20 protein-coding genes and 1 pseudogene are annotated in these 24,068 nt (G+C 73.1%); 5 read left to right on the top strand and 16 right to left on the bottom strand.

What is annotated here, in order from left to right:
* Positions 1-5: 5 nt before the first annotated feature.
* The 8 genes from ACFZCY_RS33275 to hrcA form a co-directional block, all read right to left on the bottom strand.
* Entirely contained in the window at positions 6-365 is a 360-nt protein-coding gene (locus ACFZCY_RS33275) for an HIT domain-containing protein (RefSeq protein ID WP_391181668.1), read from the bottom strand.
* 70 nt (positions 366-435) lie between these two features.
* Entirely contained in the window at positions 436-1,515 is a 1,080-nt protein-coding gene (locus tag ACFZCY_RS33270; protein WP_391181667.1) for a tetratricopeptide repeat protein, read from the bottom strand.
* 48 nt (positions 1,516-1,563) lie between these two features.
* Entirely contained in the window at positions 1,564-2,907 is a 1,344-nt protein-coding gene (locus ACFZCY_RS33265) for a tetratricopeptide repeat protein (RefSeq protein ID WP_391181663.1), read from the bottom strand.
* Positions 2,908-2,928: 21 nt separating this feature from the next.
* Positions 2,929-3,441, bottom strand: coding sequence for a hypothetical protein (locus ACFZCY_RS33260; protein WP_391181660.1), 513 nt, complete (start codon positions 3,439-3,441; stop codon positions 2,929-2,931).
* A gap of 83 nt (positions 3,442-3,524) precedes the next feature.
* A complete protein-coding gene (locus ACFZCY_RS33255) occupies positions 3,525-4,268 on the bottom strand; it encodes a 16S rRNA (uracil(1498)-N(3))-methyltransferase (RefSeq protein ID WP_391181657.1) in 744 nt (247 codons plus the stop codon).
* Entirely contained in the window at positions 4,265-5,353 is a 1,089-nt protein-coding gene (locus ACFZCY_RS33250) for a nitronate monooxygenase (RefSeq protein WP_391181654.1), read from the bottom strand. The genes ACFZCY_RS33255 and ACFZCY_RS33250 overlap by 4 nt, the downstream gene beginning before the upstream one ends.
* 74 nt (positions 5,354-5,427) lie before the next feature.
* Complete coding sequence (gene dnaJ / locus ACFZCY_RS33245; RefSeq protein ID WP_391181651.1) at positions 5,428-6,561, bottom strand: molecular chaperone DnaJ; 1,134 nt, start codon at positions 6,559-6,561, stop codon at positions 5,428-5,430.
* The gene (gene hrcA / locus ACFZCY_RS33240; RefSeq protein WP_361481184.1) at positions 6,562-7,578 is read right to left on the bottom strand and encodes a heat-inducible transcriptional repressor HrcA; all 1,017 of its coding nucleotides are present in this window, start codon (positions 7,576-7,578) and stop codon (positions 6,562-6,564) included.
* A gap of 176 nt (positions 7,579-7,754) precedes the next feature.
* Here hrcA and ACFZCY_RS33235 point away from each other — a divergent pair, with 176 nt between their 5' ends.
* Together ACFZCY_RS33235 and ACFZCY_RS33230 are read left to right on the top strand one after the other, a co-directional pair.
* Positions 7,755-8,477, top strand: a complete 723-nt coding sequence (locus ACFZCY_RS33235) for an MBL fold metallo-hydrolase (protein ID WP_391181646.1) — start codon at positions 7,755-7,757, stop codon at positions 8,475-8,477.
* A 23-nt stretch (positions 8,478-8,500) separates the two neighbouring features.
* Positions 8,501-9,322, top strand: a complete 822-nt coding sequence (locus tag ACFZCY_RS33230) for a DUF3097 family protein (RefSeq protein WP_391181644.1) — start codon at positions 8,501-8,503, stop codon at positions 9,320-9,322.
* Between the two features lie 34 nt (positions 9,323-9,356).
* Here ACFZCY_RS33230 and hemW read toward each other — a convergent pair whose 3' ends face one another.
* The 4 genes from hemW to lepA form a co-directional block, all read right to left on the bottom strand.
* Positions 9,357-10,589, bottom strand: a complete 1,233-nt coding sequence (gene hemW / locus ACFZCY_RS33225) for a radical SAM family heme chaperone HemW (RefSeq protein WP_391181641.1) — start codon at positions 10,587-10,589, stop codon at positions 9,357-9,359.
* 45 nt (positions 10,590-10,634) lie between these two features.
* Complete coding sequence (locus tag ACFZCY_RS33220) at positions 10,635-12,581, bottom strand: SpoIIE family protein phosphatase (protein ID WP_391181638.1); 1,947 nt, start codon at positions 12,579-12,581, stop codon at positions 10,635-10,637.
* Between the two features lie 178 nt (positions 12,582-12,759).
* Positions 12,760-14,649 carry an AMP-binding protein gene (locus tag ACFZCY_RS33215; protein WP_391181634.1) on the bottom strand — a complete coding sequence of 630 codons (1,890 nt, stop codon included), beginning with the start codon at positions 14,647-14,649 and terminating at the stop codon, positions 12,760-12,762.
* A 193-nt stretch (positions 14,650-14,842) separates the two neighbouring features.
* Positions 14,843-16,720, bottom strand: a complete 1,878-nt coding sequence (gene lepA, locus ACFZCY_RS33210) for a translation elongation factor 4 (protein ID WP_391181631.1) — start codon at positions 16,718-16,720, stop codon at positions 14,843-14,845.
* A gap of 194 nt (positions 16,721-16,914) precedes the next feature.
* Here lepA and rpsT point away from each other — a divergent pair, with 194 nt between their 5' ends.
* Entirely contained in the window at positions 16,915-17,181 is a 267-nt protein-coding gene (gene rpsT, locus ACFZCY_RS33205; protein WP_391181628.1) for a 30S ribosomal protein S20, read from the top strand.
* Positions 17,182-17,398: 217 nt separating this feature from the next.
* Entirely contained in the window at positions 17,399-18,301 is a 903-nt protein-coding gene (locus tag ACFZCY_RS33200) for a hypothetical protein (protein ID WP_391181625.1), read from the top strand.
* A gap of 25 nt (positions 18,302-18,326) precedes the next feature.
* Here ACFZCY_RS33200 and holA read toward each other — a convergent pair whose 3' ends face one another.
* Positions 18,327-19,316, bottom strand: coding sequence for a DNA polymerase III subunit delta (holA, locus tag ACFZCY_RS33195; RefSeq protein WP_391181622.1), 990 nt, complete (start codon positions 19,314-19,316; stop codon positions 18,327-18,329).
* A 157-nt stretch (positions 19,317-19,473) separates the two neighbouring features.
* Here holA and ACFZCY_RS33190 point away from each other — a divergent pair, with 157 nt between their 5' ends.
* Positions 19,474-19,719: a hypothetical protein gene (locus ACFZCY_RS33190; RefSeq protein ID WP_391181782.1), complete on the top strand. Its 246-nt coding sequence runs from the start codon at positions 19,474-19,476 to the stop codon at positions 19,717-19,719.
* A gap of 35 nt (positions 19,720-19,754) precedes the next feature.
* Here the strand turns inward: ACFZCY_RS33190 and ACFZCY_RS33185 are convergent, their stop codons facing one another.
* The 3 genes and pseudogenes from ACFZCY_RS33185 to ACFZCY_RS33175 form a co-directional block, all read right to left on the bottom strand.
* Complete coding sequence (locus tag ACFZCY_RS33185) at positions 19,755-20,423, bottom strand: class I SAM-dependent methyltransferase (protein ID WP_391181779.1); 669 nt, start codon at positions 20,421-20,423, stop codon at positions 19,755-19,757.
* Between the two features lie 74 nt (positions 20,424-20,497).
* A pseudogene (locus ACFZCY_RS33180) lies at positions 20,498-22,999 on the bottom strand (ComEC/Rec2 family competence protein); the annotation flags it as partial.
* Positions 22,996-23,832 carry a helix-hairpin-helix domain-containing protein gene (locus ACFZCY_RS33175; RefSeq protein ID WP_391181619.1) on the bottom strand — a complete coding sequence of 279 codons (837 nt, stop codon included), beginning with the start codon at positions 23,830-23,832 and terminating at the stop codon, positions 22,996-22,998. The gene ACFZCY_RS33175 and the pseudogene ACFZCY_RS33180, both read right to left, overlap by 4 nt.
* Positions 23,833-24,068 lie beyond the last annotated feature (236 nt).

Genomic DNA, 24,068 nt, shown 5'->3' with positions numbered 1-24,068 from the left:
CGGGACTACCCGGGGGGCCAGTTGAGGCCGCGGCCGCCCAGGACGTGGGCATGCGCGTGGAAGACGGTCTGACCGGCGCCCGAGCCCGTGTTGAACACCACCCGGAATCCGGTGCCGTCGATCTTCTCGTCGGCGGCGACCGCGCTCGCCTCGCACAGTATGTCCGCGGCGATCCGCGGCTCGGCGGCCGCCAGGGACGCGGCGTCCGGATAGTGCGCCTTGGGGATCACCAGGACATGCGTCGGGGCCTGGGGGTTGATATCGCGGAAGGCGACGGTGGTGTCCGTCTCACGGACGACGGTCGCCGGCACCTCCCCCGAGACAATCTTGCAGAACAGGCAGTCGGCCTGCGGTTCTCCCGCCACGAATGGCTCCTCACGGATCGTCGGCTGGATCATCGGCACTTACGGATCATCAAGGCTTTCGGACGGGATGCTACCGGGCCTCCCGCAGGGCGGCCCGCTCGAACCAGATGGTGATCAAGGGCGGCACCCAGCCCGCGTGCGTGAGCACCTGGAGGAACACCCGGTCCGTCCACGGGACGGTCACGATCAGCACCGCGCACACCGTGCACCACACCGCCTCGTACAGCGAGACCTTCGCCCAGAACTCCCGCCGCACCAGCGACCGGACGCCCAGCTTGGCGCCCTGCGGCAGCTTGCGGTACGCGCGCCAGGCGCCCAGCGCCCAGACGACGCCCATCACGGCGAGCGCGTAGAGCCTGGTCCCGAGGGGCGCGGGCAGCGCGGACGGATCGTCCCCGGTGGGGAAGACCCGTGCGGCCAGTACGGCGATCAGCAGGCACAGCAGGGCGAGCCAGCGGGTGCCGCGCAACATCCTGAACAGCGTCCCCTCAAGCCCCTTGCGCAGCCCCTGGTCGCCCGGGGCGGCGGCCAGCGCCTGGGCGTACCCCTCGGCGACCTCCGGAAGCTTGGCCTCCTTCGCGGCCGCCTTGCGGGTGGCCAGCTCCTGCAGCGCCCAGGCGTTGGACGGGTCGAGGCGCAGCACCTCGCGCACCGCCTGTTCGCACACATCGTGCCGTCCCATGGCCAGGGCGGCCTTCCACAGGGCGCGGTGCGTCGAGGTCTCCTCCGGGCCGAGCCGCACCGCGGTCACCGCCGCCTCGTACGACTGCGGCCAGCGGTCGGCCGGGTAGATGAGCGCCTCGGAGAGCGCCACGTACCCCATCCAGTGATCCGGGATGACGCGGATCGCCTCGCGGGCGGCGGCGACCGACTCGTCCGAGCGGCCGAGGCGGCGCAGGGCGAACGAGCGGAACCGGTGCGCGCTGAAGTCCTCGGGGGCGCGGCGCAGGGCCTCCTCGGTGGCGCGCAGGGCGTCCTCGAAGTCCCTGGTGCTGTTGTGGCACGCGGCCATCCGCACCCAGGCCCGGACGTCGTCCGGATCGGTGGCCAGACGGCGGGCCAGCAGCTCCCTGGCCTGATCGAACCGTTCGAGTTCGATCAGCGCGGCCGCCTGGGCCGTCAGCGGGTGCTCGGTGCCGGTCTCGCTCATGTACGTCCCCCGTTCCTGTCCCCGTCGTCCCTGTCCCCGTTGGGGGGGTCACAGCATGCGCTTCTGCTTGAGATAGGCCAGCAGATCGTCGTACGTACCGCCCTCGTTGGCGAACTGGGCCACGTTGCGCGCGGTGTCGAACCACGGGCGGGTCGAGGGCCGCACCTGCCCCAGCGCGGCCATCAGATCGTCCTGGCCGATCATCCGGACCTGTCCGGTCCGTACGGAGTCCATCAGCGCCCGCTCGGCCGCCGTCTCGCACAGGTACTTCAGGTCCGCGCCGGAGAAGCCGTCGGTCCGCTTGGCCAGCTTGCGCACGTCGACGCCCGCGATCGGGCGGTCCTGCAGGTGGTGGCGGAGGATCGCCTCACGCGCGGGCTGGTCGGGCGGCAGCACCAGCAGGGTGCGGTCGAGGCGGCCGGGGCGGCGCAGCGCGCCGTCCACGTCCCAGGGGTGGTTGGTGGCGGCCAGCACGAACAGCCCCTCGTTGGCGTCCGCGTCGACCCCGTCCAGCTCGGCCAGCAGCTGGTTGACGGTGGTGCGCAGCCCGCTGTGGCGGAGCTGGCTGCGCTTGGCGCCCAGGGCGTCCAGCTCGTCCAGGAAGAGCACGCAGGGGGCGCTGCGGCGGGCGGTCTGGAACAGCTCGCGCATGTTCCGTTCGGAGTTCCCGATCCACATGTCGAGCACGTCGCTGATGCTGACCGACATGAAGTGGGCGCCCAGTTCCCCGGCCACGGCGCGCGCGATGTACGTCTTGCCGCAGCCGGGCGGCCCGTACATCAGCAGCCCGCCGCGCAGGCTCTTGCCGTACAGCTTGCGCAGCTCGGGGTTGCGCATGGGGGCGAGGAAGGCGGCGTCCAGGCGCTGTTTGACCTCGTCCATGCCGCCGATGTCGGCCAGGCGCACGCCGGTGCGCTCCACCTCCCACGCGGAGGTCTCCCCGGGGTCGTCGGAGCCGTCGGCGGCCAGCGGCTGGTGCGGTTCGGGTGCGTCAGGGGTTTCCGGCGTCTCGACGAAGCGTGGGGGGACGACGTCCGCCAACTCGCCCTCGGCCCGCCGCCAGTCGTAGGAACCGCGTCCGGAGGAACCGCGTCCGGACGCGGGGCCGGGGGCGCCTCGCGGCGGCGCGGGCGGGGCCGCCGGGGCGGGAACGCGCGGGTCCGCCGGGGCGGGGGCGGGCGGGGCCGGGGCCGTGACGGCGCGCGCCATCAGGGCCTGCGCTTCGGCGTTCCCGGGGTCGCGCTGAAGGGCCGCCGCGATCTGGGATATCGCGTCCTGCCCGTGCCCGCCCTCCAGCAACAGCCCGGCCAGGTGCAGCCGCAGGGGTACGTCGTCCGGGGCGGCGGCGACGGCCGCACGGAGGCTCTGGATCAGCGGTGACTCGTCCGGCATGGCCCACAGCTTATGCGGGCCCTATTTGCCGGGTGCGGTGGTCCTCCGGTCCCAGGGGTGGGTGGGGGTGGCCCCGTCCGGGGGGTGGGTGCGGGCCGGCGTGGGGCTCCCGGTGTCGTCGCCGCCGTCGCACTCGCCGATGACGTTGGCCTCGAACACCTTGGCTCCCGCGATCTTGCCGGTCAGATCGCCGCGTACGCAGTGGTTCTTGCGCACATAGGTCACCCTGCCGCCGATGCCGATGGCCTTGTCGTCCTCGGTCCTGCCGCGGCAGTTCACGGTGGCGTCCGTGGTGCCCGAGTCACCGGTGCCGGAAGCCGAGGCCCCGGCGGTGGGGCGGGTCTTGAGGTCCGCGTTGCAGGTCAGCCAGCGCACCCCGACGCCGCCCCGCTCCAGGGCGGAGGTGCCGACCTTGTCCGTGGTGATCGATACGGCGATCGCGGTGACCCCGCCGTCCCTCGGCTCACACCCCGTGGCCGCGACGGCCGCGGCCACCGCGGCCACGGCCGCCAGCAGCGGCCGCCTGTGCCGCACATGATGGCTCAATACCCCCATAGGGGACAGGTTCCCATCGCGCGCGGCGAACCGGAAGACCATCGTCGGCCACGTGGCGCCCCCTAGCCCCAGCGGCCGGTGCGCCCCAACAGCAGTGCGGCGGCGGCCGTTCCGGCCGTGGAGGTGCGCAGGACGCTCGGGCCCAGCCGGTAGGGTCGTGCGCCCGCCGCGGCGAAGGCCGCCAACTCCTCGGGCGAGACGCCCCCTTCGGGGCCAACGACGAGCACGATGTGGCCCTCGTGGGGCAGTCGGGCCGTGGCCAGGGGGTCGCTGCCCTCCTCGTGGAGCACGGCCGCGAGGTCGGCATCGGCGAGAAATCGAGCAACCTCCTTGGTCGTCATCGCGTCCGCGACCTCCGGGAAGGTCAGCCGACGGGACTGCTTGCCCGCCTCGCGCGCGGTCGACCGCCACTTGCCGAGCGCCTTCTGCCCGCGCTCGCCCTTCCATTGGGTGATGCAGCGGGCGGCCGCCCACGGGACGATCGCGTCGACGCCCGTCTCGGTCATGGTCTCCACGGCCAGCTCGCCGCGGTCGCCCTTGGGCAGCGCCTGGACGACGGTGATCCGCGGGTTCGGCGCCGCCTCGTGGCGTACGCCGTCGACCTCGACCAGCAGCCGGTCCTTGCCCTCGACGGCCGCCACGGTGCCCGAGACGCCCGTACCGGCGCCGTCCGTGAGGATCACGGCCTCACCGGCCCGCAGGCGCTTCACCGACACCGCGTGCCGTCCCTCGGGGCCGTCGAGCGCGATACGGGCCCCTGTGGCCGCTCCCGCAAGGGAGTCGGCCACGAACACGGGGGCGGTCACGACACCACGCCTCGCGGGCCCTGGAGCCCGTGCGTGGCCCCCGCCGCGTCCAGTTCGGCGGCCAGGGTCTCCACCAGCCGCGCGGCGGGCAGGTCGCGCGCCAGCCGGTGTCCCTGTCCGGCCCACAGCGCCATCGCCTGCTGATCGCCCTCCTTGGCCGCCGCCTTGCGGAGCCCGGAGGTGAGGTGGTGCAGCTGGGGGTAGGCGGCCGGGGCGTACGGGCCGTGGTCGCGGATGAACCGGTTGACCAGGCCGCGCGCCGGGCGGCCGGAGAAGGCCCGGGTCAGCTCGGTCCGGTCGAACCGCGGGTCGGTGATGGCCCCCTTGTGCAGGGCGTTCGCCCCCGACTCGGGGCAGACCAGGAACGCGGTGCCCAGCTGCCCCGCGGCCGCGCCCGCCGCCAGCACCGCGGCGATCTGCGAACCGCGCATCAGCCCGCCCGCCGCGATGATCGGGATCCGCACCGTCTCGCGCACCAGCGCGACCAGCGACAGCAGCCCGAGCACGGCGCCGGGGGCGTCGTCGGCCGGGTCGTTGCGGAAGCCGCCCTGGTGGCCACCGGCCTCCACGCCCTGGACGCAGACGGCGTCGGCGCCCGCCCACTGGGCGGTCTCCGCCTCGACGGGTGAGGTCACGGTGACGACGGTCCGGGTGCCCACCCGGGCGAAGGCCTCCAGCACGGTGCGGGTGGGACAGCCGAAGGTGAACGAGACCACGGGGACCGGGTCGTTCAGCAGGATCGCCAGCTTGGCGTCGTACGCGTCGTCCGAGCCGGACTCGGGGTCCCCGAGCGCGGTCCGGTAGCGGGACGCCTCGCCCGCGAGGCGGTCGGCGTAGACCGCGACGGCGGCCGCATCGCCGGGCGACTGCGGCATGAACAGGTTGACGCCGAAGGGGCAGCCGGTCAGCCCGCGCAGCTGCTTGATCTCCTCGTGCATCGCCTCCGGCGTCTTGTAACCGGCGGCGAGGAAGCCGAGGCCCCCGGCCTCGCAGACGGCGGCGGCGAGCTGCGGGCAGGAAGCCCCGCCCGCCATCGGAGCCTGCACGATCGGGTACCGGGCGAGACCGGTCAGCGCGGAGGACATGGCCACATGGTGCCATGTCCCCCGCGGCGATCCGTCACCGGATCAACGCCACCGAAGGCGTCGCGCGACGACGCCTAGCGTCCGTTGAACGCGTCCTTCAGGCGCGAGAACAGCCCCTGCTGCCCCGGCTTGAATTCCCCTGTCGGCCGCTCCTCGCCGCGCAGCTTGGACAGCCGCCGCAGCAGCTCCTCCTGCTCCGGGTCGAGCTTGGTCGGCGTCGTCACCTCGACGTGCACGATCAGATCGCCCCGGCCGCCGCCGCGCAGATGGGTGACGCCGCGCTGGTGCAGCGGGACCGACTGGCCGGACTGGGTGCCGGGCCGGATGTCGATCTCCTCCATGCCGTCCAGCGTCTCCAGCGGCACCTTGGTGCCGAGGGCCGCGGCGGTCATCGGGATCGTCACCGTGCAGTGCATGTCGTCGCCGCGCCGCTGGAAGACCGGGTGCGGCACCTCGTGGATCTCCACGTACAGGTCGCCCGCCGGGCCGCCGCCCGGGCCGACCTCGCCCTCGCCCGCGAGCTGGATGCGGGTGCCGTTGTCCACACCGGCCGGGATCTTCACGGTCAGCGTGCGGCGCGAGCGGATCCGGCCGTCGCCCGCGCACTCCGGGCACGGGGTCGGCACCACGGTGCCGAAGCCCTGGCACTGCGGGCACGGCCGCGAGGTCATGACCTGGCCGAGGAAGGACCGCGTCACCTGCGAGACCTCACCGCGGCCGCGGCACATGTCGCAGGTCTGCGCCGAGGTGCCCGGCGCCGCGCCCTCACCGCTACAGGTCGTGCACACCACGGCGGTGTCGACCTGGATGTCCTTGGTGGTGCCGAACGCGGCCTCGTTCAGCTCGACATCGAGGCGGATCATGGCGTCCTGGCCGCGCCGCGTCCGGGACCGCGGGCCGCGCTGCGAGGCGGTGCCGAAGAAGGCGTCCATGATGTCGGAGAAGTTGCCGAAGCCCGCGCCGAACCCACCGGCGCCGCCGCCCGCGGCCGAACCCGACGGGTCCCCGCCCAGGTCGTAGACCTGCTTCTTCTGCGGGTCCGACAAGACCTCGTAAGCGGCGTTGATCTCCTTGAACCGCTCCTGGGTCTTCGGATCCGGGTTCACATCCGGGTGCAGCTCGCGTGCGAGCCGGCGGAATGCCTTCTTGATCTCGTCCTGCGAGGCATCGCGCTGCACGCCCAGGACTGCGTAGTAGTCCGTCGCCACTTACGACTCCGCCAGGATCTGTCCGACGTAACGTGCCACTGCGCGTACCGCTCCCATCGTTCCGGGGTAGTCCATGCGGGTCGGTCCGACCACGCCGAGTTTGGCGACGGCCTCGTCGCCCGAACCGTAGCCGACCGCGACGACCGAGGTGGAATTCAGCCCCTCGTGAGCATTCTCATGCCCGATGCGCACGGTCATACCCGAGTCTTTGGCCTCGCCGAGCAGCTTGAGGAGGACGACCTGCTCCTCAAGTGCCTCCAGCACGGGCCGGATCGTCAGGGGGAAATCATGCACGAAACGCGTGAGGTTCGCGGTGCCGCCGATCATCAGCCGCTCTTCGGTCTCCTCGACAAGCGTTTCGAGCAACGTCGCCAGCACGGTCGAGACCGTCCCCCGGTCCTCCTGCTCGAAGGACTCCGGAAGATCCTGCACCAATTGCGGCACATCCGCGAACCGCCGCCCCACCACCCGGCTGTTGAGCCGGGCCCGCAGATCCGCCAGCGAGTCGTCGCTGATCGGAGCCGGGCAGTCCACCACGCGCTGCTCGACCCGCCCGGTGTCGGTGATCAGCACCAGCATCACCCGGGCCGTGGCCAGCGGCAGCAGCTCCACATGGCGCACCGTCGAACGGGTCAGCGACGGATACTGCACCACCGCGACCTGCCGGGTCAGCTGCGCCAGCAGCCGGACGGTGCGCCCCACCACGTCGTCGAGGTCGACGGCGCCGTCCAGGAAGTTCTGGATGGCGCGCCGCTCCGGGGTGGACAGCGGCTTCACTCCGGCCAGCTTGTCCACGAAGAGCCGGTAGCCCTTGTCCGTGGGGATGCGCCCGGCGCTGGTGTGCGGCTGGGCGATGAAGCCCTCGTCCTCCAGCGCGGCCATGTCGTTGCGCACCGTGGCCGGGGAGACCCCCAGCCGGTGCCGCTCGGTGAGCGCCTTGGAGCCGACCGGCTCCTCGGTGCCCACATAGTCCTGGACAATGGCACGCAGCACCTCGAGTCTGCGTTCGCTGAGCACCCCGCGCACCTCCAGTCCAGCCGTGTCATCAGGTCGTCCGTCTGGCACTCAATGGTCACGAGTGCCAGAACCCCTCAGCCAGTGTACGGCGGGGTGCGGTGGCCACGGCAAGAGCCGCCCCCCGCCGGTGCCCCGGCCACACGTCACGCTATCGCTGTTGGAGCTAGCGTCTCGGTATGAAGACGTGTTGGGAAGAGGCAGGGTGGGAACAGCTCGCGCCCGATGTCGCCCGCCGCCGCCTGCCTGACTGGGACTGCACGGTCGGCGTGATCGTCGGCCGTACGGACGTCCTCGTGGTGGACACCGGCTCGACGCTGCGCGAGGGCGCGGCGGTGCGCGCCGAGATCACCCGGCTGACCGGCCGCCGGCCGACCCGGATCGCGCTCACCCACCCGCATTTCGACCATGTGCTGGGCACGGCCGCCTTCGCGGGCTGCGCGACGTACGGGGCCACCGGTCTGGACGCCCTGCTGCGCCGCGACCGGGAGGTGCTGCGCGAGGACGCGGTACGGCACGGGGTGGCCCCCGGTGCCGCCGCCGAGGCCGTCGATCACCTCGTACCGCCGCATCACGCGGTCTCCGGGGAGATCACCCTCGACCTGGGCGGCCGGTCCGTGCTGCTGGCGAACGTGGGCCCCGGGCACACCGCCCACGACCTGGCCGTTCTGGTGCCGGGCCGGCCGGAGGTGGTGTTCTGCGGCGATCTGGTCGAGGAGTCGGGCCCGCCGCAGGCCGGACCCGACGCGATCCCCTCCCACTGGCCCGCCGCCCTCGACCGGCTGCTCGCCCTCGGCGGCGAGGACGCGCGGTACGTCCCCGGCCACGGGTCGGTCGTGGACGCGGCGTTCGTACGTGACCAACGCGACGAACTGGCCGCGCGCTTCGGCGTGTCACGCTGAGGCGCCGCGCTATCGTCATCCGGATGCACAGCCGACAGTACGACTCGGATCTGACCCCGCCCTGGAAGCGGCAGCAGCCCGCCCCCGAGGTCCCCGCCGACCCGGATCTGGTGGTCGAGGAGGTCACCACGGGGTTCTGTGGTGCCGTGATCCGCTGTGAGAAGACCGCTCAGGGGCCGACGGTCACTCTGGAGGACCGCTTCGGCAAGCATCGTGTCTTCCCCATGGAGCCGCGCGGCTTCCTCCTGGAGGGCCGCGTCGTCACCCTCGTACGCCCGCGCGCGACGGCCCCCGGCGCGCCGCGGCGCACGGCCTCCGGCTCGGTCGCCGTCCCGGGCGCCCGCGCACGGGTCGCCCGCGCCGGGCGCATCTACGTGGAGGGCCGCCACGACGCGGAGCTGGTGGAGCGGGTCTGGGGCGACGACCTGCGCATCGAGGGCGTCGTCGTGGAGTACCTGGCGGGCGTCGACGACCTGCCCGCCATCGTCCGCGACTTCTCCCCCGGCCCGGACGCCCGGCTCGGCGTCCTGGTGGACCATCTGGTGGCCGGGTCCAAGGAGTCCCGTATCGCCGAGCAGATCACCGACGAGAACGTCCTGGTCGTCGGGCACCCCTTCATCGACGTGTGGGAGGCCGTGAAGCCGTCCTCGCTCGGCATTCCCGCCTGGCCGTCGGTGCCGCGCGGCCAGGACTGGAAGACGGGCGTCTGCCGGGCGCTGGGCTGGCCGGAGAACACGGGCGCGGCGTGGCAGCGGATCCTGTCCGCGGTCCACTCCTACAAGGACCTGCGGCCGGAGCTGCTGGGGCGGGTCGAGGAATTGATCGACCACGTCACGGCGCCGTGACCGCGCCCTGACGGCGCCTTTCGATCCACCAGCGTCAGTCCACCACGTCCCGTACGACCGCGTCGGCCAGCAGACGGCCCCTGAGCGTCAGCACGGCCCGGCCCTGCCGGTAGGGCTCCGGCTCCAGCAGGCCGTCCTCCAGCGCCCGCGCCGCGGCCGCCGCGCCGGCCGGGCGCAGCAGCTCCAGCGGGCACCCCTCGGCCAGCCGCAGCTCCAGCAGGATCCGCTCCACCCGGCGCTCCTCGTCGGACAGCAGCTCCCGCCCGGCGCCCGGTGAGCGGCCCTCGCCGATCGCCTGGGCGTACGCGCCGGGGTGCTTGACGTTCCACCACCGCACCCCGCCGACGTGGCTGTGCGCGCCGGGCCCGGCGCCCCACCAGTCGGCGCCGCGCCAGTACAGCTCGTTGTGGCGGCACCGGCCCTCGGGCGAGGTCGCCCAGTTGGAGACCTCGTACCAGGCGAAGCCCGCCGCCGACAGCGTCTCCTCGGCGATCAGATACCGGTCCGCGTGCGCGTCGTCGTCGGTCATCGGCACCTCGCCGCGCCGGATCCGGCGCGCCAGCTGGGTGCCCTCCTCGACGATCAGCGCGTACGCCGACACATGGTCCGGGCCCGCGCCGAGCGCCGCCTCCAGGGAGGCCCGCCAGTCGTCGTCGCTCTCGCCGGGGGTTCCGTAGATCAGGTCCAGGTTCACATGGTCGAACCCGGCGGCCCGGGCCTCCGCGACGCAGGCCTCGGGGCGCCCGGGGGTGTGGGTGCGGTCCAGCACCTTGAGGACGTGCTGCCGGGCGCTCTGCATCCCGAACGACACCCGGTTGAACCCGGCCTCCCGCAGCGCCTCCAGATACCGCGGATCGACCGATTCCGGATTGGCCTCGGTCGTGATCTCGGCGCCGTCCGCGAGGCCGAACTCGTCCCGGACGGCCCCGAGCATCCGCCCGAGGTCCTCGGCCGCGAGCAGCGTGGGCGTGCCGCCGCCGACGAACACGGTCTCGACCGGCCGCGGATCGTCCCCCAGCACCTTCCGCGCGAGCCGCACCTCCTCTGCGACCTGCTCGGCGTAGTTGTCCCGGGAGGCGAGCACCCCGCCGGAACCGCGCAGCTCGGCGGCGGTGTACGTGTTGAAGTCGCAGTACCCGCAGCGGGTGGCGCAGTAGGGCACGTGCAGATAGAACCCCAGCGGCCGCCCTGCCGCGCCGGCCAGCGCGCCGGGGGGCAGCGCGCCGTCCTGGGGCATGGGGTCGCCGTCGGGCAGTACGGAAGGCATACGCCCCATTGTCCGCCATGCCGCGGCGCGCCTCCGCCAGGCGTCCTACAGCGCCCTGAGCACCAGCATCGCCAGGTCGTCGTCCGGCGGCTCCACCGCGAACTCGTCCACCGCCCGCCGCACCCGCTCGGCGACCTCCCGCGCGCTCATCCCGGCGCAGCCCGCGAGCACCGCCGCGAGGCCGTCCTCGTCGTCGAACTGGCGGCTGCCGGAGCGGTGCTCGGTCACGCCGTCCGTCACGCACAGCAGCGTCTCGCCGGGCGCCAGATCGAACGTTTCACTCTCGTACGCGGCCTCGTCCACCACGCCGAGGAGTATCTGCGGCACGGCGACGGTTCGTACCGTTCCATCGGGCTGGAGGAGCAGCGGCAGCGGATGGCCCGCGCTCGCCAGCGTGCACCGCACCACTCCCCCGCTGCCCTGGCGCAGCGGCACCAGCTCGCCGTACAGGACCGACAGGAACCGCGCCGAGCCGCCGCCCGGCGGCAGGCCCGCGCCGCCCGGGTCGGCGCCACCGGCCGCCTCGACGGCCTCGCCGACGGCCTCCTCGCCCAGCAGCTGGTTGAGGCGGTCGAGGACCTCCCCCACGCCGTAGCCCTCGCGGGCCAGCAGCCGCAGCCAGGGCCGCACCAGGCCGGTCACCACGGCCGCTTCAGGACCGTTTCCGCAGACGTCGCCGAGCACGAAGCACCAGCGCCCGTCGCCGGCCGGGAAGACGTCGTAGAAGTCGCCTCCGGCCGAGATGTCGCCGGTCGGCTCGTACACCACGGCCGACTCGACGCCGGGGATCCGGGCGATGCCGGACGGCAGCAGCCCGCGCTGGAGCACCCGGCTGATGGTGGCCTGGCGGGTGTAGCGCCGGGCGGAGGCGAGGGCGAGCGCGACGCGGCGCGTGAAGTCCTCGATCAGGCCGACCACTTCGTCCGGCATGCGGACAAGTCCGGCCCGCCCGAGCAGCAGCGTGCCCAGCGCGCGCCCGCCCGCGATCAGCCGGCAGGCGAGCGCCGCGCCGCCGGGCCCGTACGCCGCGGGGTCGGCCGGCCACGGCCAGTCCAGCGCCCCGCCGCGCGCGGTGGCGGGCAGCTGGGGCGGTTCCTTCTCCAGCACCTGCCGCAGCCCCTCCATGCGGCTCTCGCTGGCGTGCCAGACCCGGGCCAGCCGCGGCGGCCCGCTGCCGGTGTCGAGCCAGATCGCGCACCAGTCGGCGAGCCGGGGCACGAGCAGCTGTCCGGCGAGGGAGGTGACCATCTCCTCGTCGAACTGCCCGGCGAGCAGGTCGGACGCCTCGGCGAGGAAGGACAGCGCCCCGTGCCGGGTCCACTCCGGATCGGCGCGGCGGGCGGGCGTCCGGCGGGGCGCGGGGGCGACGATCTCGGTCCCGCGCGAGGCCCACTGGGGCGCGAGGTCCCCGGCTGCGGGCTCCTCGGGCACCGGCGGTTCGGCGGCGGCCGAGACGGACACCTGGAACCACACGGTCTTGCTCGCCCGCCGGTACGTCGTCCCCCACGCTTCGGCGATCTCGGCCACGAGCCGCAGCCCGTGGCCGCCGGCGCACTCCGCGCCGTCCCCGTCGGGCGGCGGATCGCCGCGCAGCACCCGGGTGGGGTGGTGGTCGGTCACCTCCACGATGAGGGAGGGCGGTTCGCCCTCGTGGCTCGACACATCGAGCGCGCAGCACACCTCGACCGCGGTGCCCGCGTGCACCACGGCGTTGGTGACCAGTTCGCTCACCAGCAGGACGGCCTCGTCCGCGACCCGGTCGGTGATCCGGTCCGCGGCCGGTACGTCGAGCGCGATCCACTCGGCGAGCGCGGCACGCACGAACCGGCGTGCCGCGGAGGCCGCGAGCGGGCTGCAGGGCAGGCTCGCGCGGGCCGAGGCGCTGGTACGGACGGGGCCGAATCCCCCGACCGGCAGAGCCACCCCGCCTGCGGATGCAGACGGGGTGGAAGATGACGTCCCCACTGTGCGGCTCCTGAGAAGCTCCGTCATATGCGCCGTGTCCGGCACGGACAGAGTGACAGACGGACCGCACTTATATGCACCGAGTCACGCAAGTTAACTGTGTTGAGGGGAAAAATCGTGCGTACGCCAGGCCGGTTCCGGTAAGGGACTCCCGGGCCGGATTCGGGGTGGGACCTCCGTCAGAGGCTGCCGTCGGGGACGCTCATCAGGCCTCGCGGGTACCGGCGTACATGTCCTCGATCAGGGCCTTGTACTCCCGTTCCACCACCGGACGCTTCATCTTCAGACTCGGCGTCAGCTCGCCGTGCTCCACGTCCAGATCACGCGGCAGCAGCCGGAACTTCTTGATCGTCTGCCACCGTTGCAGCCCCTCGTTGAGCCGCCGCACATAGCCGTCGATCAACTCCCGCACCGCCTCGGTGTCCACGACCTCGGCGTAGGACTTCCCCGCCAGACCGTTCTCCTCCGCCCAGCCCATGATGGTCGGTTCGTCGAGGGCGATCAGCGCGGTGCAGTAGTTGCGGTCGGAGCCGTGCACCAGGATGTTGGAGACGAACGGGCACACCGCCTTGAACTGGCCCTCGACCTCCGCCGGGGCGACGTACTTCCCGCCCGAGGTCTTGATCAGGTCCTTCTTGCGGTCGGTGATCCGCAGATAGCCGTCGGGCGACAGCTCCCCGATGTCGCCGGTGTGGAACCAGCCGTCGGACTCCAGCACCTGCGCGGTCAGCTCGGGCAGCCCGTGGTAGCCCTGCATGATGCCGGGGCCGCGCAGCAGCACCTCGCCGTCGTCGGCGAACCGCACCTCCAGGCCGGGGAACGCCTTGCCGACCGTACCGGTGCGGTAGTCCGGCGGGTTGAGGAAGCTGGCGGCGCTGGACTCGGTGAGCCCGTACCCCTCCAGGATGTTGATCCCGGCGCCCGCGAAGAAGTAGCCGATGTCGGGGGCCAGCGCGGCCGACCCGGACACGGCGGCGCGCAGCCGCCCGCCGAACGCCTCGCGCAGCTTGGCGTAGACGAGCTTGTCGGCGGCGGCGTGCTGGGCCTTGAGGCCGAACGGCACGGACGGGGTGCCGGTGCGGCGGAAGTTGTCCTGGGAGATCTTGGCGTAGTCGCGGGCGACCCCGGCCGCCCACTGGAAGATCTTGTACTTGGCGGCGCCGCCCTCGCGGGCCTTCTGCGCCACCCCGTTGTAGACCTTCTCGAAGATCCGCGGCACCCCGCACATGTAGGTGGGCCGGACCACCGGAAGATTCTCGATGATCTTGTCGACCCGGCCGTCCACCGCGGTGGTGTGTCCGACGTAGATCTGCCCCGCCGTCAGCACCTTTCCGAAGACATGCGCGAGCGGCAGCCACAGGTACTGCATGTCGTCGGGGTAGAGCAGGCCCTCCTGGGTACCGATCGCGATGGCCATGTAGGACCAGGAGTCATGCGCCAGCCGTACGCCCTTGGGGCGGCCGGTCGTACCGGAGGTGTAGATGAGCGTCGCCAGCTGATCGGCGCGCAGTGCGTCGGTCCGCTCCCGTACGGCGTCGGGCCGCTCGTCCAGATGCGCCGCACCGCGCTTCTCCAGCTCGGCGAGGGACATCACCCAGCCCTCCGGGTCGTCCCCGGCGGGCGTCGCGTCCTCGGCCTCGATCACCACCACATGGGCGAGATCGGGCAGCTCGTCGCGCTTCTCGCGGACCTTGGCGAGCTGGGCGCCGTCCTCGGCGATCAGGACCCGGCTGCCGGAGTCGGCGAGGATGAAGGCGGTCTCCTCGGCGTTGGTGCTCGGGTAGACCGTGGTGGTCGCCGCGCCCGCGCACAGCACGCCGAGATCGCCGAGGATCCATTCGACGCGGGTCGAGGAGGCGAGCGCCACCCGCTCCTCGGGGCGGACGCCGAGGGCGATCAGTCCGGCGGCGATGGCGAAGACCCGGTCCGCGCTTTCGCGCCAGGTCAGCGGGCGCCACTCGTCGGGACCCCGGCCGGAGGCGGGCGGCACGGGATAGCGGTACGCCTCCCGGTCCGGTGTCGCCTCGACGCGCTGGAGGAAGTGCGTCGCCAGGGACGGCGGCCGGTTCTGGAGCAGATTCTGGGTGTCGGTCACGGCATCCTCCGGGGCCCGCCTCAGTGCTTGGTGACTCGCGAGTAACCTTCGCGTGGCGATCAGCGTAAGGGCCGAAACCGTACTGCGTAAGGGGTTCCGGGCCACGTAGTTCAAATGAGGGGCGCGTTCAGACATCGAGCGTCACACGACAACGGGCCCGGCGCCTCCTGCGCACCGGGCCCGCCGATCAAACTTACTTCTTCCCCTTGCTGTCGCCGCCCTCGTCGGAGGACAGCACCGCGATGAAGGCCTCCTGCGGCACCTCCACGCTGCCGACCATCTTCATCCGCTTCTTGCCCTCCTTCTGCTTCTCCAGCAGCTTCCGCTTACGGGAGATGTCACCGCCGTAGCACTTGGCGAGGACGTCCTTGCGGATGGCCCGGACGGTCTCGCGGGCGATGACCCGGGAGCCGATGGCGGCCTGGATCGGCACCTCGAAGCTCTGCCGCGGGATCAGCTCGCGCAGCTTGGCGACCAGCCGCACGCCGTACGCGTACGCCTTGTCCTTGTGGGTGATCGCGGAGAAGGCGTCGACCTTGTCGCCGTGCAGCAGGATGTCGACCTTGACCAGGTCGGAGGCCTGCTCGCCGGTGGGCTCGTAGTCGAGCGAGGCATAGCCGCGGGTCTTGGACTTCAGCTGGTCGAAGAAGTCGAAGACGACCTCGGCGAGCGGGAGCGTGTAGCGGATCTCGACCCGGTCCTCGGAGAGGTAGTCCATGCCGAGCAGCACGCCCCGGCGGTTCTGGCACAGCTCCATGATCGCGCCGATGAACTCGCTGGGGGCGAGGATCGTGCCCCGGACGACCGGCTCGTGCACCTTGTCGACCTTGCCCACGGGGAACTCGCTGGGGTTGGTCACCGTGTGCACGGCGCCGTCCTCCATGTCCACCCGGTAGATCACGTTGGGCGCGGTGGCGATCAGGTCGAGGTTGAACTCGCGCTCCAGGCGCTCACGGATGACCTCCAGGTGCAGCAGCCCGAGGAAGCCGACCCGGAAGCCGAAGCCGAGGGCGGCGGAGGTCTCCGGCTCGTAGACCAGCGCGGCGTCGTTGAGCTGGAGCTTGTCCAGGGCCTCGCGCAGCACCGGATAGTCCGAGCCGTCCAGCGGATACAGGCCCGAGAACACCATCGGCTTGGGGTCCTTGTAGCCGCCCAGCGGCTCCTCGGCACCCTTGGTGAACTGGGTGATCGTATCGCCGACCTTGGACTGGCGGACGTCCTTCACACCGGTGATCAGATAGCCCACCTCGCCCACGGACAGCCCGTCGCAGACCGTCATCTCGGGTGAGTTGGTGCCGATCTCCAGCAGCTCGTGGGCGGCGCCGGTGGACATCATCCTGATGCGCTCACGCTTGCTGAGCGTGCCGTCCACGACCTTCACGTACGTCACGACACCGCGGTACGCGTCATAGACGGAGTCGAAGATCATCGCGCGGGCGGGCGCGTCCTTGACCCCGACCGGCGGCGGGACCAGCCGCACCACCGTGTCCAGCAGCTCGTCCACGCCCTCGCCGGTCTTGGCGGAGACCTTGAGCACGTCGGAGGTGTCGCAGCCGATCAGATGCGCCAGCTCGGCGGCGTACTTCTCGGGCTGGGCGGCCGGGAGGTCGATCTTGTTGAGGACCGGGATGATCGTGAGGTCGTGCTCCATCGCCAGATAGAGGTTGGCGAGGGTCTGGGCCTCGATGCCCTGGGCCGCGTCGACCAGCAGGATGCATCCCTCGCAGGCCGCCAGCGACCGCGAGACCTCATAGGTGAAGTCCACGTGGCCAGGGGTGTCGATCATGTTGAGCACATGGGTGACCGGCTCCGGCTTCCCCTGCTCCTCGGTCAGCGCCCAGGGCAGCCGGACCGCCTGGGACTTGATCGTGATGCCGCGCTCACGCTCGATGTCCATGCGGTCGAGGTACTGCGCGCGCATCTGTCGCTGCTCGACCACACCGGTCAGCTGAAGCATGCGGTCGGCAAGCGTCGACTTGCCGTGGTCGATGTGCGCGATGATGCAGAAGTTACGGATCAGAGCCGGGTCGGTACGGCTCGGCTCCGGCACATTGGTAGGGGTCGCGGGCACGCAGCGTCCTGTGTCTAGGCGGGACTCGGTGTTCTCAGTTTCTCCATGGTCCCATGAACGGCGACCGCTTCCGGGTTTGGGAGGCCACCAGCGCTGCTGGTAATCTGGCGGACTGTGTCTTACGCGACCCTCTCGCGCGGGGCACGAACGCACGACAGACAGCGAAAACCAACGAACCTGCGAAGGCTCTTTACGTGGCGAACATCAAGTCCCAGATCAAGCGGAACAAGACGAACGAGAAGGCGCGCCAGCGCAACAAGGCCGTCAAGTCCGAGCTGAAGACCGCCATCCGCCGGACCCGCGAGGCCGTGGCCGCCGGTGACGCCGAGAAGGCCACCGCCGCCGCCCGGACCGCCGCGCGCAAGCTCGACAAGGCCGTCAGCAAGGGTGTGCTCCACAAGAACAACGCCGCCAACAAGAAGTCGGCGCTCGCGCAGCAGCTCGCCGCCCTCAAGGGCTGACGCTTCCGGGCCGCCCGTACGGGTGACCCACCGGGGCGATCCGTCGCCCCCACCCCACCGTGGGGAACATCCGAGCCCTCTACCTCGGATCACGGACAGCCTTCGTAGTACGCCACGCTACGTTCAATGCCCCCGGGCCCACTCCGGGGGCATTGCTGTATCCGGATCCCCCTGCGCAGCGGGGGGATTTCGGTGTTTCTTCGGGTATGTTCACGTCATGTCGATACCGGGGGAGACACCCAATCCGTACGGGCCGCCGCAGCCACCTCAGCCGCCGCTCCCGCCACAGCAGAACCCTCAGCCCCAGCCGCCGTCCGGCTCCTACGGGCAGCCGCCGCAGCCGCCGCCGCACGCCCCGGCGTACGCGCAGCCGACGATGCCGGGCGTACAGGTGGGCGGTGGTTACGGGGCGTACGGCGCGCCCGCTCCGGTACCGCCCGGCGGCGGTGGCGGGAACGGGAGCGGAGGCGGGAAGGGCTGGCTGTGGGCGCTCGGCGGGGCCGTGGCCGCCTCGGCGGTCTGGGCGGGCGTCGTGTTCGCGACCGGAGGGTTCGGCGGCGAGCCGAAGGCCGACCTCGCGGGCTACGGCTACACCGGCAATCTGTGCTCCTCGACCGATCTCAAGGCCATCGAGGACGCCGGGTACGAGCAGAAGGACTCCAGCGGATCGACGAATCCGCGGCACAGCTCCACCCGGGACCCGGCCCTGGACTCGATGACCTGCCAAATCGACTTCGAGCCGAGCGACGCGTCGAGCGGCGACTACTCCTCGGCGTGGCTCTCCACGACGGCCGGTCTGCACCGGAAGTCCGACCCGGAGCCCGAGTTCGAGGCCCAGTACCGGCAGTACGAGGACCAGAAGACCTCCAGCTACACCTACAAGGTGAGCGAGGTGGACGGCCTCGGCGACGAGGCGTACGTCGTCACCCAGCAGAGCACCAGCAGCAGCGACACCGGGGCGTATGTGATCCTCGGCGTGCGGGAGGGCTGGACGACCTACCAGTCGACGTGGTCGGAGTACGTATCCAGCTCATCGAGCGCCGACGCCATGTCGTCGTCGGAGGCCACCGAGATGCTCGAGAAGAGCGCCCGGGCGACCCTGGCGAAGTTGAAGGAGTAGGGCCGGGGACCGCTGGCCGGAAACGCTAGGAACGGCCCGCGCGGGCGGCACGGGCGATGGTGACGACGGCCTTCTCCAGGGCGTATTCCGGGTCGTCGCCGCCGCCCTTGACGCCCGCGTCGGCCTCGGCGACCGCGCGCAGCGCGATCGACACCCCGTCCGCCGACCAGCCGCGCATCTGCTGCCGCACCCGGTCGATCTTCCAGGGCGGCATGCCCAGCTCACGGGCCAGATCACCGGGGCGGGCTCCGCGCGGGGCGGAGGCGAGCTTGCCGATGGCGCGGACGCCCTGGGCCAGGGCGCTGGTGATCAGCACCGGAGCCACTCCGGTGGCCATGGCCCAGCGCAGCGCCTCCAGCGCCTCGGCCGCCCGCCCCTCGACGGCGCGGTCGGCGACGGTGAAGCTGGACGCCTCGGCGCGGCCCGTGTAGTAGCGGCCGACGACGGCCTCGTCGATCGTGCCCTCGACATCGGCGGCGAGCTGGGACACCGCGCTGGCGAGCTCGCGCAGATCGCTTCCGATGGCGTCCACCAGCGCCTGGCATGCCTCCGGCGTCGCGGACCGGCCGCTGGTGCGGAACTCCGACCGGACGAACGCCAGCCGGTCGGCGGGCTTGGTCATCTTCGGGCACGCCACCTCGCGCGCCCCGGCCTTGCGGGCGGCGTCCAGCAGCCCCTTGCCCTTGGCCTGACCGGCGTGCAGCAGGACCAGGGTGATCTCCTCGGCGGGGGCGCCGAGATAGCCCTTCACGTCCTTGATCGTGTCGGCCGACAGATCCTGTGCGCTGCGCACCACCACGACCTTGCGCTCCGCGAAGAGCGAGGGGCTGGTCAGCTCGGCGAGGGTGCCGGGCTGCAGCGCGTCGGGCGTGAGGTCGCGCACATCGGTGTCGGGGTCGGCCGCGCGCGCGGCCGCCACGACCTGCTGCACGGCGCGGTCGAGCAGCAGGTCCTCCTGGCCCACGGCGAGGGTCACCGGGGCGAGGGGGTCGTCGGTCGTCGTCTTCCTGGCCATCGCGGTCCAGCATCCCACGGACCGCCGACAACCCGGTCTCCCGACGGCCCGGCCTCCCGACGGCCCGGCCTCCCGACGGCCCGGCCTCCCGACGGCCCGGTCTCCCGACGGCCCGGCCTCGCGCATGGCCGACAATGTTCCGGTGATGGATGGAGGACTGAACGGCGTACGCCATGTGCTGGTGCTGCCCGACCGCGACGCGGCGGAGGAGGTCGCCGAGGCGCTTCCCGGGCGCTTCGGCGTCGCGGAGGAGCCCCAGCTGGTGCGGGACGCCCTGGCAGGTGAGGACGACGCCGAGGACGCCCAGTGGCTGGTGGTCGTGGAGGACCCGGCCGCGCGGCTGGACGGGGCCGCGCTGGACGCCTTCGCCGAGGAGTACGAGGGCTGGCTGGAGACCGACTGAAGCCGGCCGTGGCCGCACCCGTCCACCCCCGCCCGCTACCCGGTGACCAGCGCCAGCGCGAAGCCGTCGTACCCCTTCTCGCCGACCGTCTGCACCGCCGTCGCCGTCAGCCGCGGCTCCCGCGCGATCAGCTCCGTGAAGCGCCGTACGCCCTGGACGCGGGGATCCGTGCTGGCGGGGTCGGCCACCTCCCCGTCCCGCACCACGTTGTCCCCGATGATGAGGCTGCCGGGCCGGGTGAGCCGCAGCGCCCAGGCCAGGTAGTCGGGGTTGCCGGGCTTGTCGGCGTCGATGAAGACCACATCGAAGGGGCCGTGCCCCTCCTCGGACAGCCGGGGCAGCGACTCCAGCGCCTTGCCGGTGCGGATCTCGACGACGCCGCCCAGACCCGCCCGCTCCACATTGGCCCGCGCCACCTCCGCACACCGGGGGTCGGCCTCCAGGGAGACCAGCCGCCCGCCCTCGGGCAGCGCCCGGGCCAGCCAGATCGTGCTGTACCCACCGAGGGTGCCGATCTCCAGGACGGTGCGCGCGCCCTGGATCCGGGCCAGCAGATGCAGCAGCTTCCCCTGATTGGGCGCCACCTGATGCGGCGGCAGCCCGGCGGCCGCGCTGTGCTCCACGGCGGCGTCCAGGGCCGGATCCGACGGCGCCAGAAGGCCGTTGAAGTAGTCATCGACCTTGCTCCACTGTGCGAGCGACATGAGTGAGCTTCCCTTCGGAACCGACTGAGTGCGCCCCTGGAACCTACTGGCACTCGGCGCACCGGGCGTCTCCTCTTTCCACCGACCGCCGCCCCCAGCCGTGGGCCGGTCACCGCGATCGGCCCGTCCCGGTCGGTCCGCAGCACGGCGGCGCCCCGGGCCCTCAGGACCGCGACGGTGCGGGGTGACGGATGCCCGTACGGGTTGTCCGCGCCGCAGGAGATGAGGGCGAGACGCGGGTGCAGCCGGTGGATCAGCCGCGGGTCCTGGTAGGCCGAGCCATGGTGCGCGACCTTGAGCACATCCACCGGGGGCAGGGCCGGATGCGCCGTCAGCAGGGCCTGCTGGGCGGGCGGTTCGAGGTCGCCGAGGAGCAGCAGGGTCAGGCCCGCCGTACGGACCAGAAGGGTCACACTCGCGTCGTTCGGCCCCTCGTCGGGCGGGGTGGCGCCCGGGATGCCGGGCCCGGGCCACAGCACCTCCCAGGACAGCTGGCCCAACCGGCGCCGCTCCCCCGGCCAGGCCGTCACCACGGGCACCCGCGCCGCCGCGGCCCCGCGCCGCACGGCCGAGGCCTGGCCGGGCGGCTCCGCCAGGCCGGTCGTCTCGATCGCCCCCACCGAGCGGCCGCGCAGCACCCCGGGCAGCCCCGCCACATGGTCGGCGTGGAAGTGGGTCAGGACGAGCAGCGGGATGCGGACCACACCCAGCGTCCGAAGACAGCGGTCCACGGCCCGTGGCTCGGGCCCGGCGTCCACGACGACGGCCGTGCCGGGCCCGGCGGCCAGGACCAGGGCGTCTCCCTGGCCCACATCGCAGGCCACCATCCGCCAGCCGGGCGGGGGCCAGCCGGTGATGACCCGGGTCAGCGGCACCGGGCGGACCACCGCGAGCAGCAGGAGCAGCGCACAGACCACCCAGAGCCACCGGTGGCGCAGCAGGCGGCGCCCCAGGAGGACGGCGACCAGGGTGACCGCCGCCAGCAGCAGCCCGCCGGGCCAGCCGCCCGGCCAGCCCGCCTCCGCGCCGGGAAGCCCCGCGCCGGTCCGGGCCACCCCGGCGATCCACTCGGCAGGCCAGCCCGCGGGCCAGGCGATCCACCGGGCGACCGGAAGAGCGAGCGGGGCCACCGCGAGCGCTGCGGAGCCGAGGACCATGGCGGGTCCGACCGCCAGCTCGGCGAGCAGATTGCAGGGGGTGGCCACCAGGCTCACCCGCGCGGCCATCATCACCATCACCGGGGCGCACACCGCCTGCGCCGCCGCGGCGGCCGCCAGCATCTCCGCCGGACGGGGCGGCACCCCACGGCGCCGCAGGGCGGCGCTCCACCCCGGTGCGAAGGTGAGCAGCGCGCCGGTGGCCAGGACGGAGAGCAGGAACCCATAGCTCCGGGCCAGCCACGGGTCGTACAGCAGCAGCGCGAGGGCCGCGGCGGCCAGGGCCGGGAGCAGGGAGCGACGGCGCCCGGTGCCGATGGCCAGCAGCGTGATCAGCCCGCAGGCCGCCGCCCGGAGCACGCTGGGGTCGGGACGGCAGACGATCACGAAGGCGAGCGTGAGCCCGCCACCGAGCAGGGCCGTCGTGCGGAGCCGCATACCGAGCGCCGCGGCCAGCCCGCGCCGCTCGGCGCGCGCGGCGAGGTGCGGAGGGCCGGTCAGCAGCGCCAGCAGCAGGGTGAGGTTGCTGCCGGAGACGGCCAGCAGATGCGTCATGTCCGTGGCCCGGAACGCCTCGTCGAGGTCCGGCGGAACCCGTGAGGTGTCCCCCACGACCAGCCCCGGAAGCAGCGCCCGCGCGTCCGGGGACAGCCCGTCGGTCGCCGTACGGAGCCCGGCGCGCAACCGGCCCGCCAGCCGCTGGACGGAGCTGGGCGCCCCGATGACGCGCGGCGGCCCACCATCTCCGCGCACCACCGCCGCGACACGGTCCCCGTCGCGCAGCGGCGGCGCCAGACGGCCGTGCACCCGCAGCCGCGTGGACGGCAGCAGCCGCAGCCACGCCGCTCGCTGCCGGGCCTCCGGACGGACCGTCACCAGCACCGGGGCCCGGGTGTCCGTCGTCGTGCCGTCAGGCCCGGTGACCCGGGTGGCCTCCGCCTCGACCACCACCGACACGGGCGCGAGCGCGGCCCCGCGCACCCGGGGGCGGCTGAGCCTCGGGTCCCCCGTGACCGTCACCTCGACGGTCGCCTCGGCGAACTCCCCGGCCAGCGCCGGGACGGGGCCGCACCGCACATCCGCCGCGTGCAGCGCGGCGACCGCTCCCGCCGTGGCCCCGCACAGCAGAACCGCGGCCACGGCCCCCGCCGTCCGCCTCCTGGCCCGCCCCATGGCCGCCCGGCGCCGGCGGGTCAGGTACAGCAGAACGGCCGCCGCCAGGCAGGCTCCCGCGCAGACCACGGCCACCGTGCGGCCCGGTGCGCCCAGGGCGATCGCCGCCGCGGCCCAGGCGGCCAGCGCGGGTGGCACCAGGCGGAGGTCCGCCGGGCCCTCCTGGCGGGGGTCGGACGCCCCGCGCGGTGAGGCGGCGGACGCGTGCACCGCGGCGCGGGGGCGCGCTGTCCGTACGGGCGTCATGGCTGGACCAGCGGGCGGAGATCGGCGAACCGGCGGTCGCCGATGCCGTTGACCTCGCGGAGTTCATCGATGGAGCGGAAACCGCCGTGCTGGGTACGGTAGTCGAGGATGTGCCGGGCCAGGACCGGGCCGACCCCCGGCAGGGTGTCGAGCTGTTCCGCGGTCGCCGAGCTGAGGCTGATCACGCCGCCGGACGGTGCGCCCGGTGCGCCGGGGCCGGATGCGGGTGCGGCAGCCGGGGCGGTGGGGGCGGGTCCCGCGGGGGCCTGATGCGCCGGGGCGCCGACCACGATCTGCTCCCCGTCCACCAAGGGCCGGGCCCGGTTCAGTCCGCTCGTGTCCGCGCCCGGCCGCGCCCCGCCCGCCGCCTTGATCGCGTCGGCGACCCTCGCCCCGGCCGGCAGGTGACGCAGCCCCGGGCGGCGGACTTTGCCCGTCACATCGACCACGACCGAGCGGCCGGCCGCACCGGCGACCGGACGCGCCCCGGCCGTGGGTCCGGACATCGGCCCGGGGTTGGGGGCCGCCGCGCGCGCCGGTTCGGGTTCGGGCGCCCGTACGGTCTGCGGGCGGCCGCTCCAGAAGTGGTGGACCGCGAAGGCCATCGCGGCGACGAGGGCGACCGCCAGCGCGGCGACGGTCCGTAACTCCATGCCGCAGCGCAGTTGGATCCACAGCGGAAGGCGTTCGCGCAACGCCAGCCGCATCCGGTCGCGGCGGCGGAGCGCCTGGCCGCCGCCGGTGCCGGTCTTCTCCTCCCCGCCCCCTCCGTCTGCGGTCGCCTCCTCGTCCTCGGCCTCGGCCACGGCCACGGCCACGGTCGTACCGTCCACGTTTTCCGGCTCGGCCCACCGCGGCGCGCGTCGCCGCGCGCCACCGGCACCGCGCGCCGCGGGCTTGGGAGCCACCGCGAGCTTGGCCGCAGCCGCAGTCGGAGCCGGAGCCGGAGTCGGAGCCGCAGCCGGAGCCGGAGTGGGGGCGGCCGGGGTCGGGCTTCGAGGGGAGGGCGCTCCGGGGGCCGGGGCCCGGCTCCCGAGGGCGGTGGGGGCGGCGGGGGCGGTCGCCTCGC

The sequence above is a fragment of the Streptomyces sp. NPDC007983 genome, assembly GCF_042958345.1.
Taxonomy (GTDB): domain Bacteria; phylum Actinomycetota; class Actinomycetes; order Streptomycetales; family Streptomycetaceae; genus Streptomyces.
The sequence above is the reverse complement of the archived record's forward strand: the minus strand, read 5'-3'. Positions and strand labels throughout refer to the sequence as shown.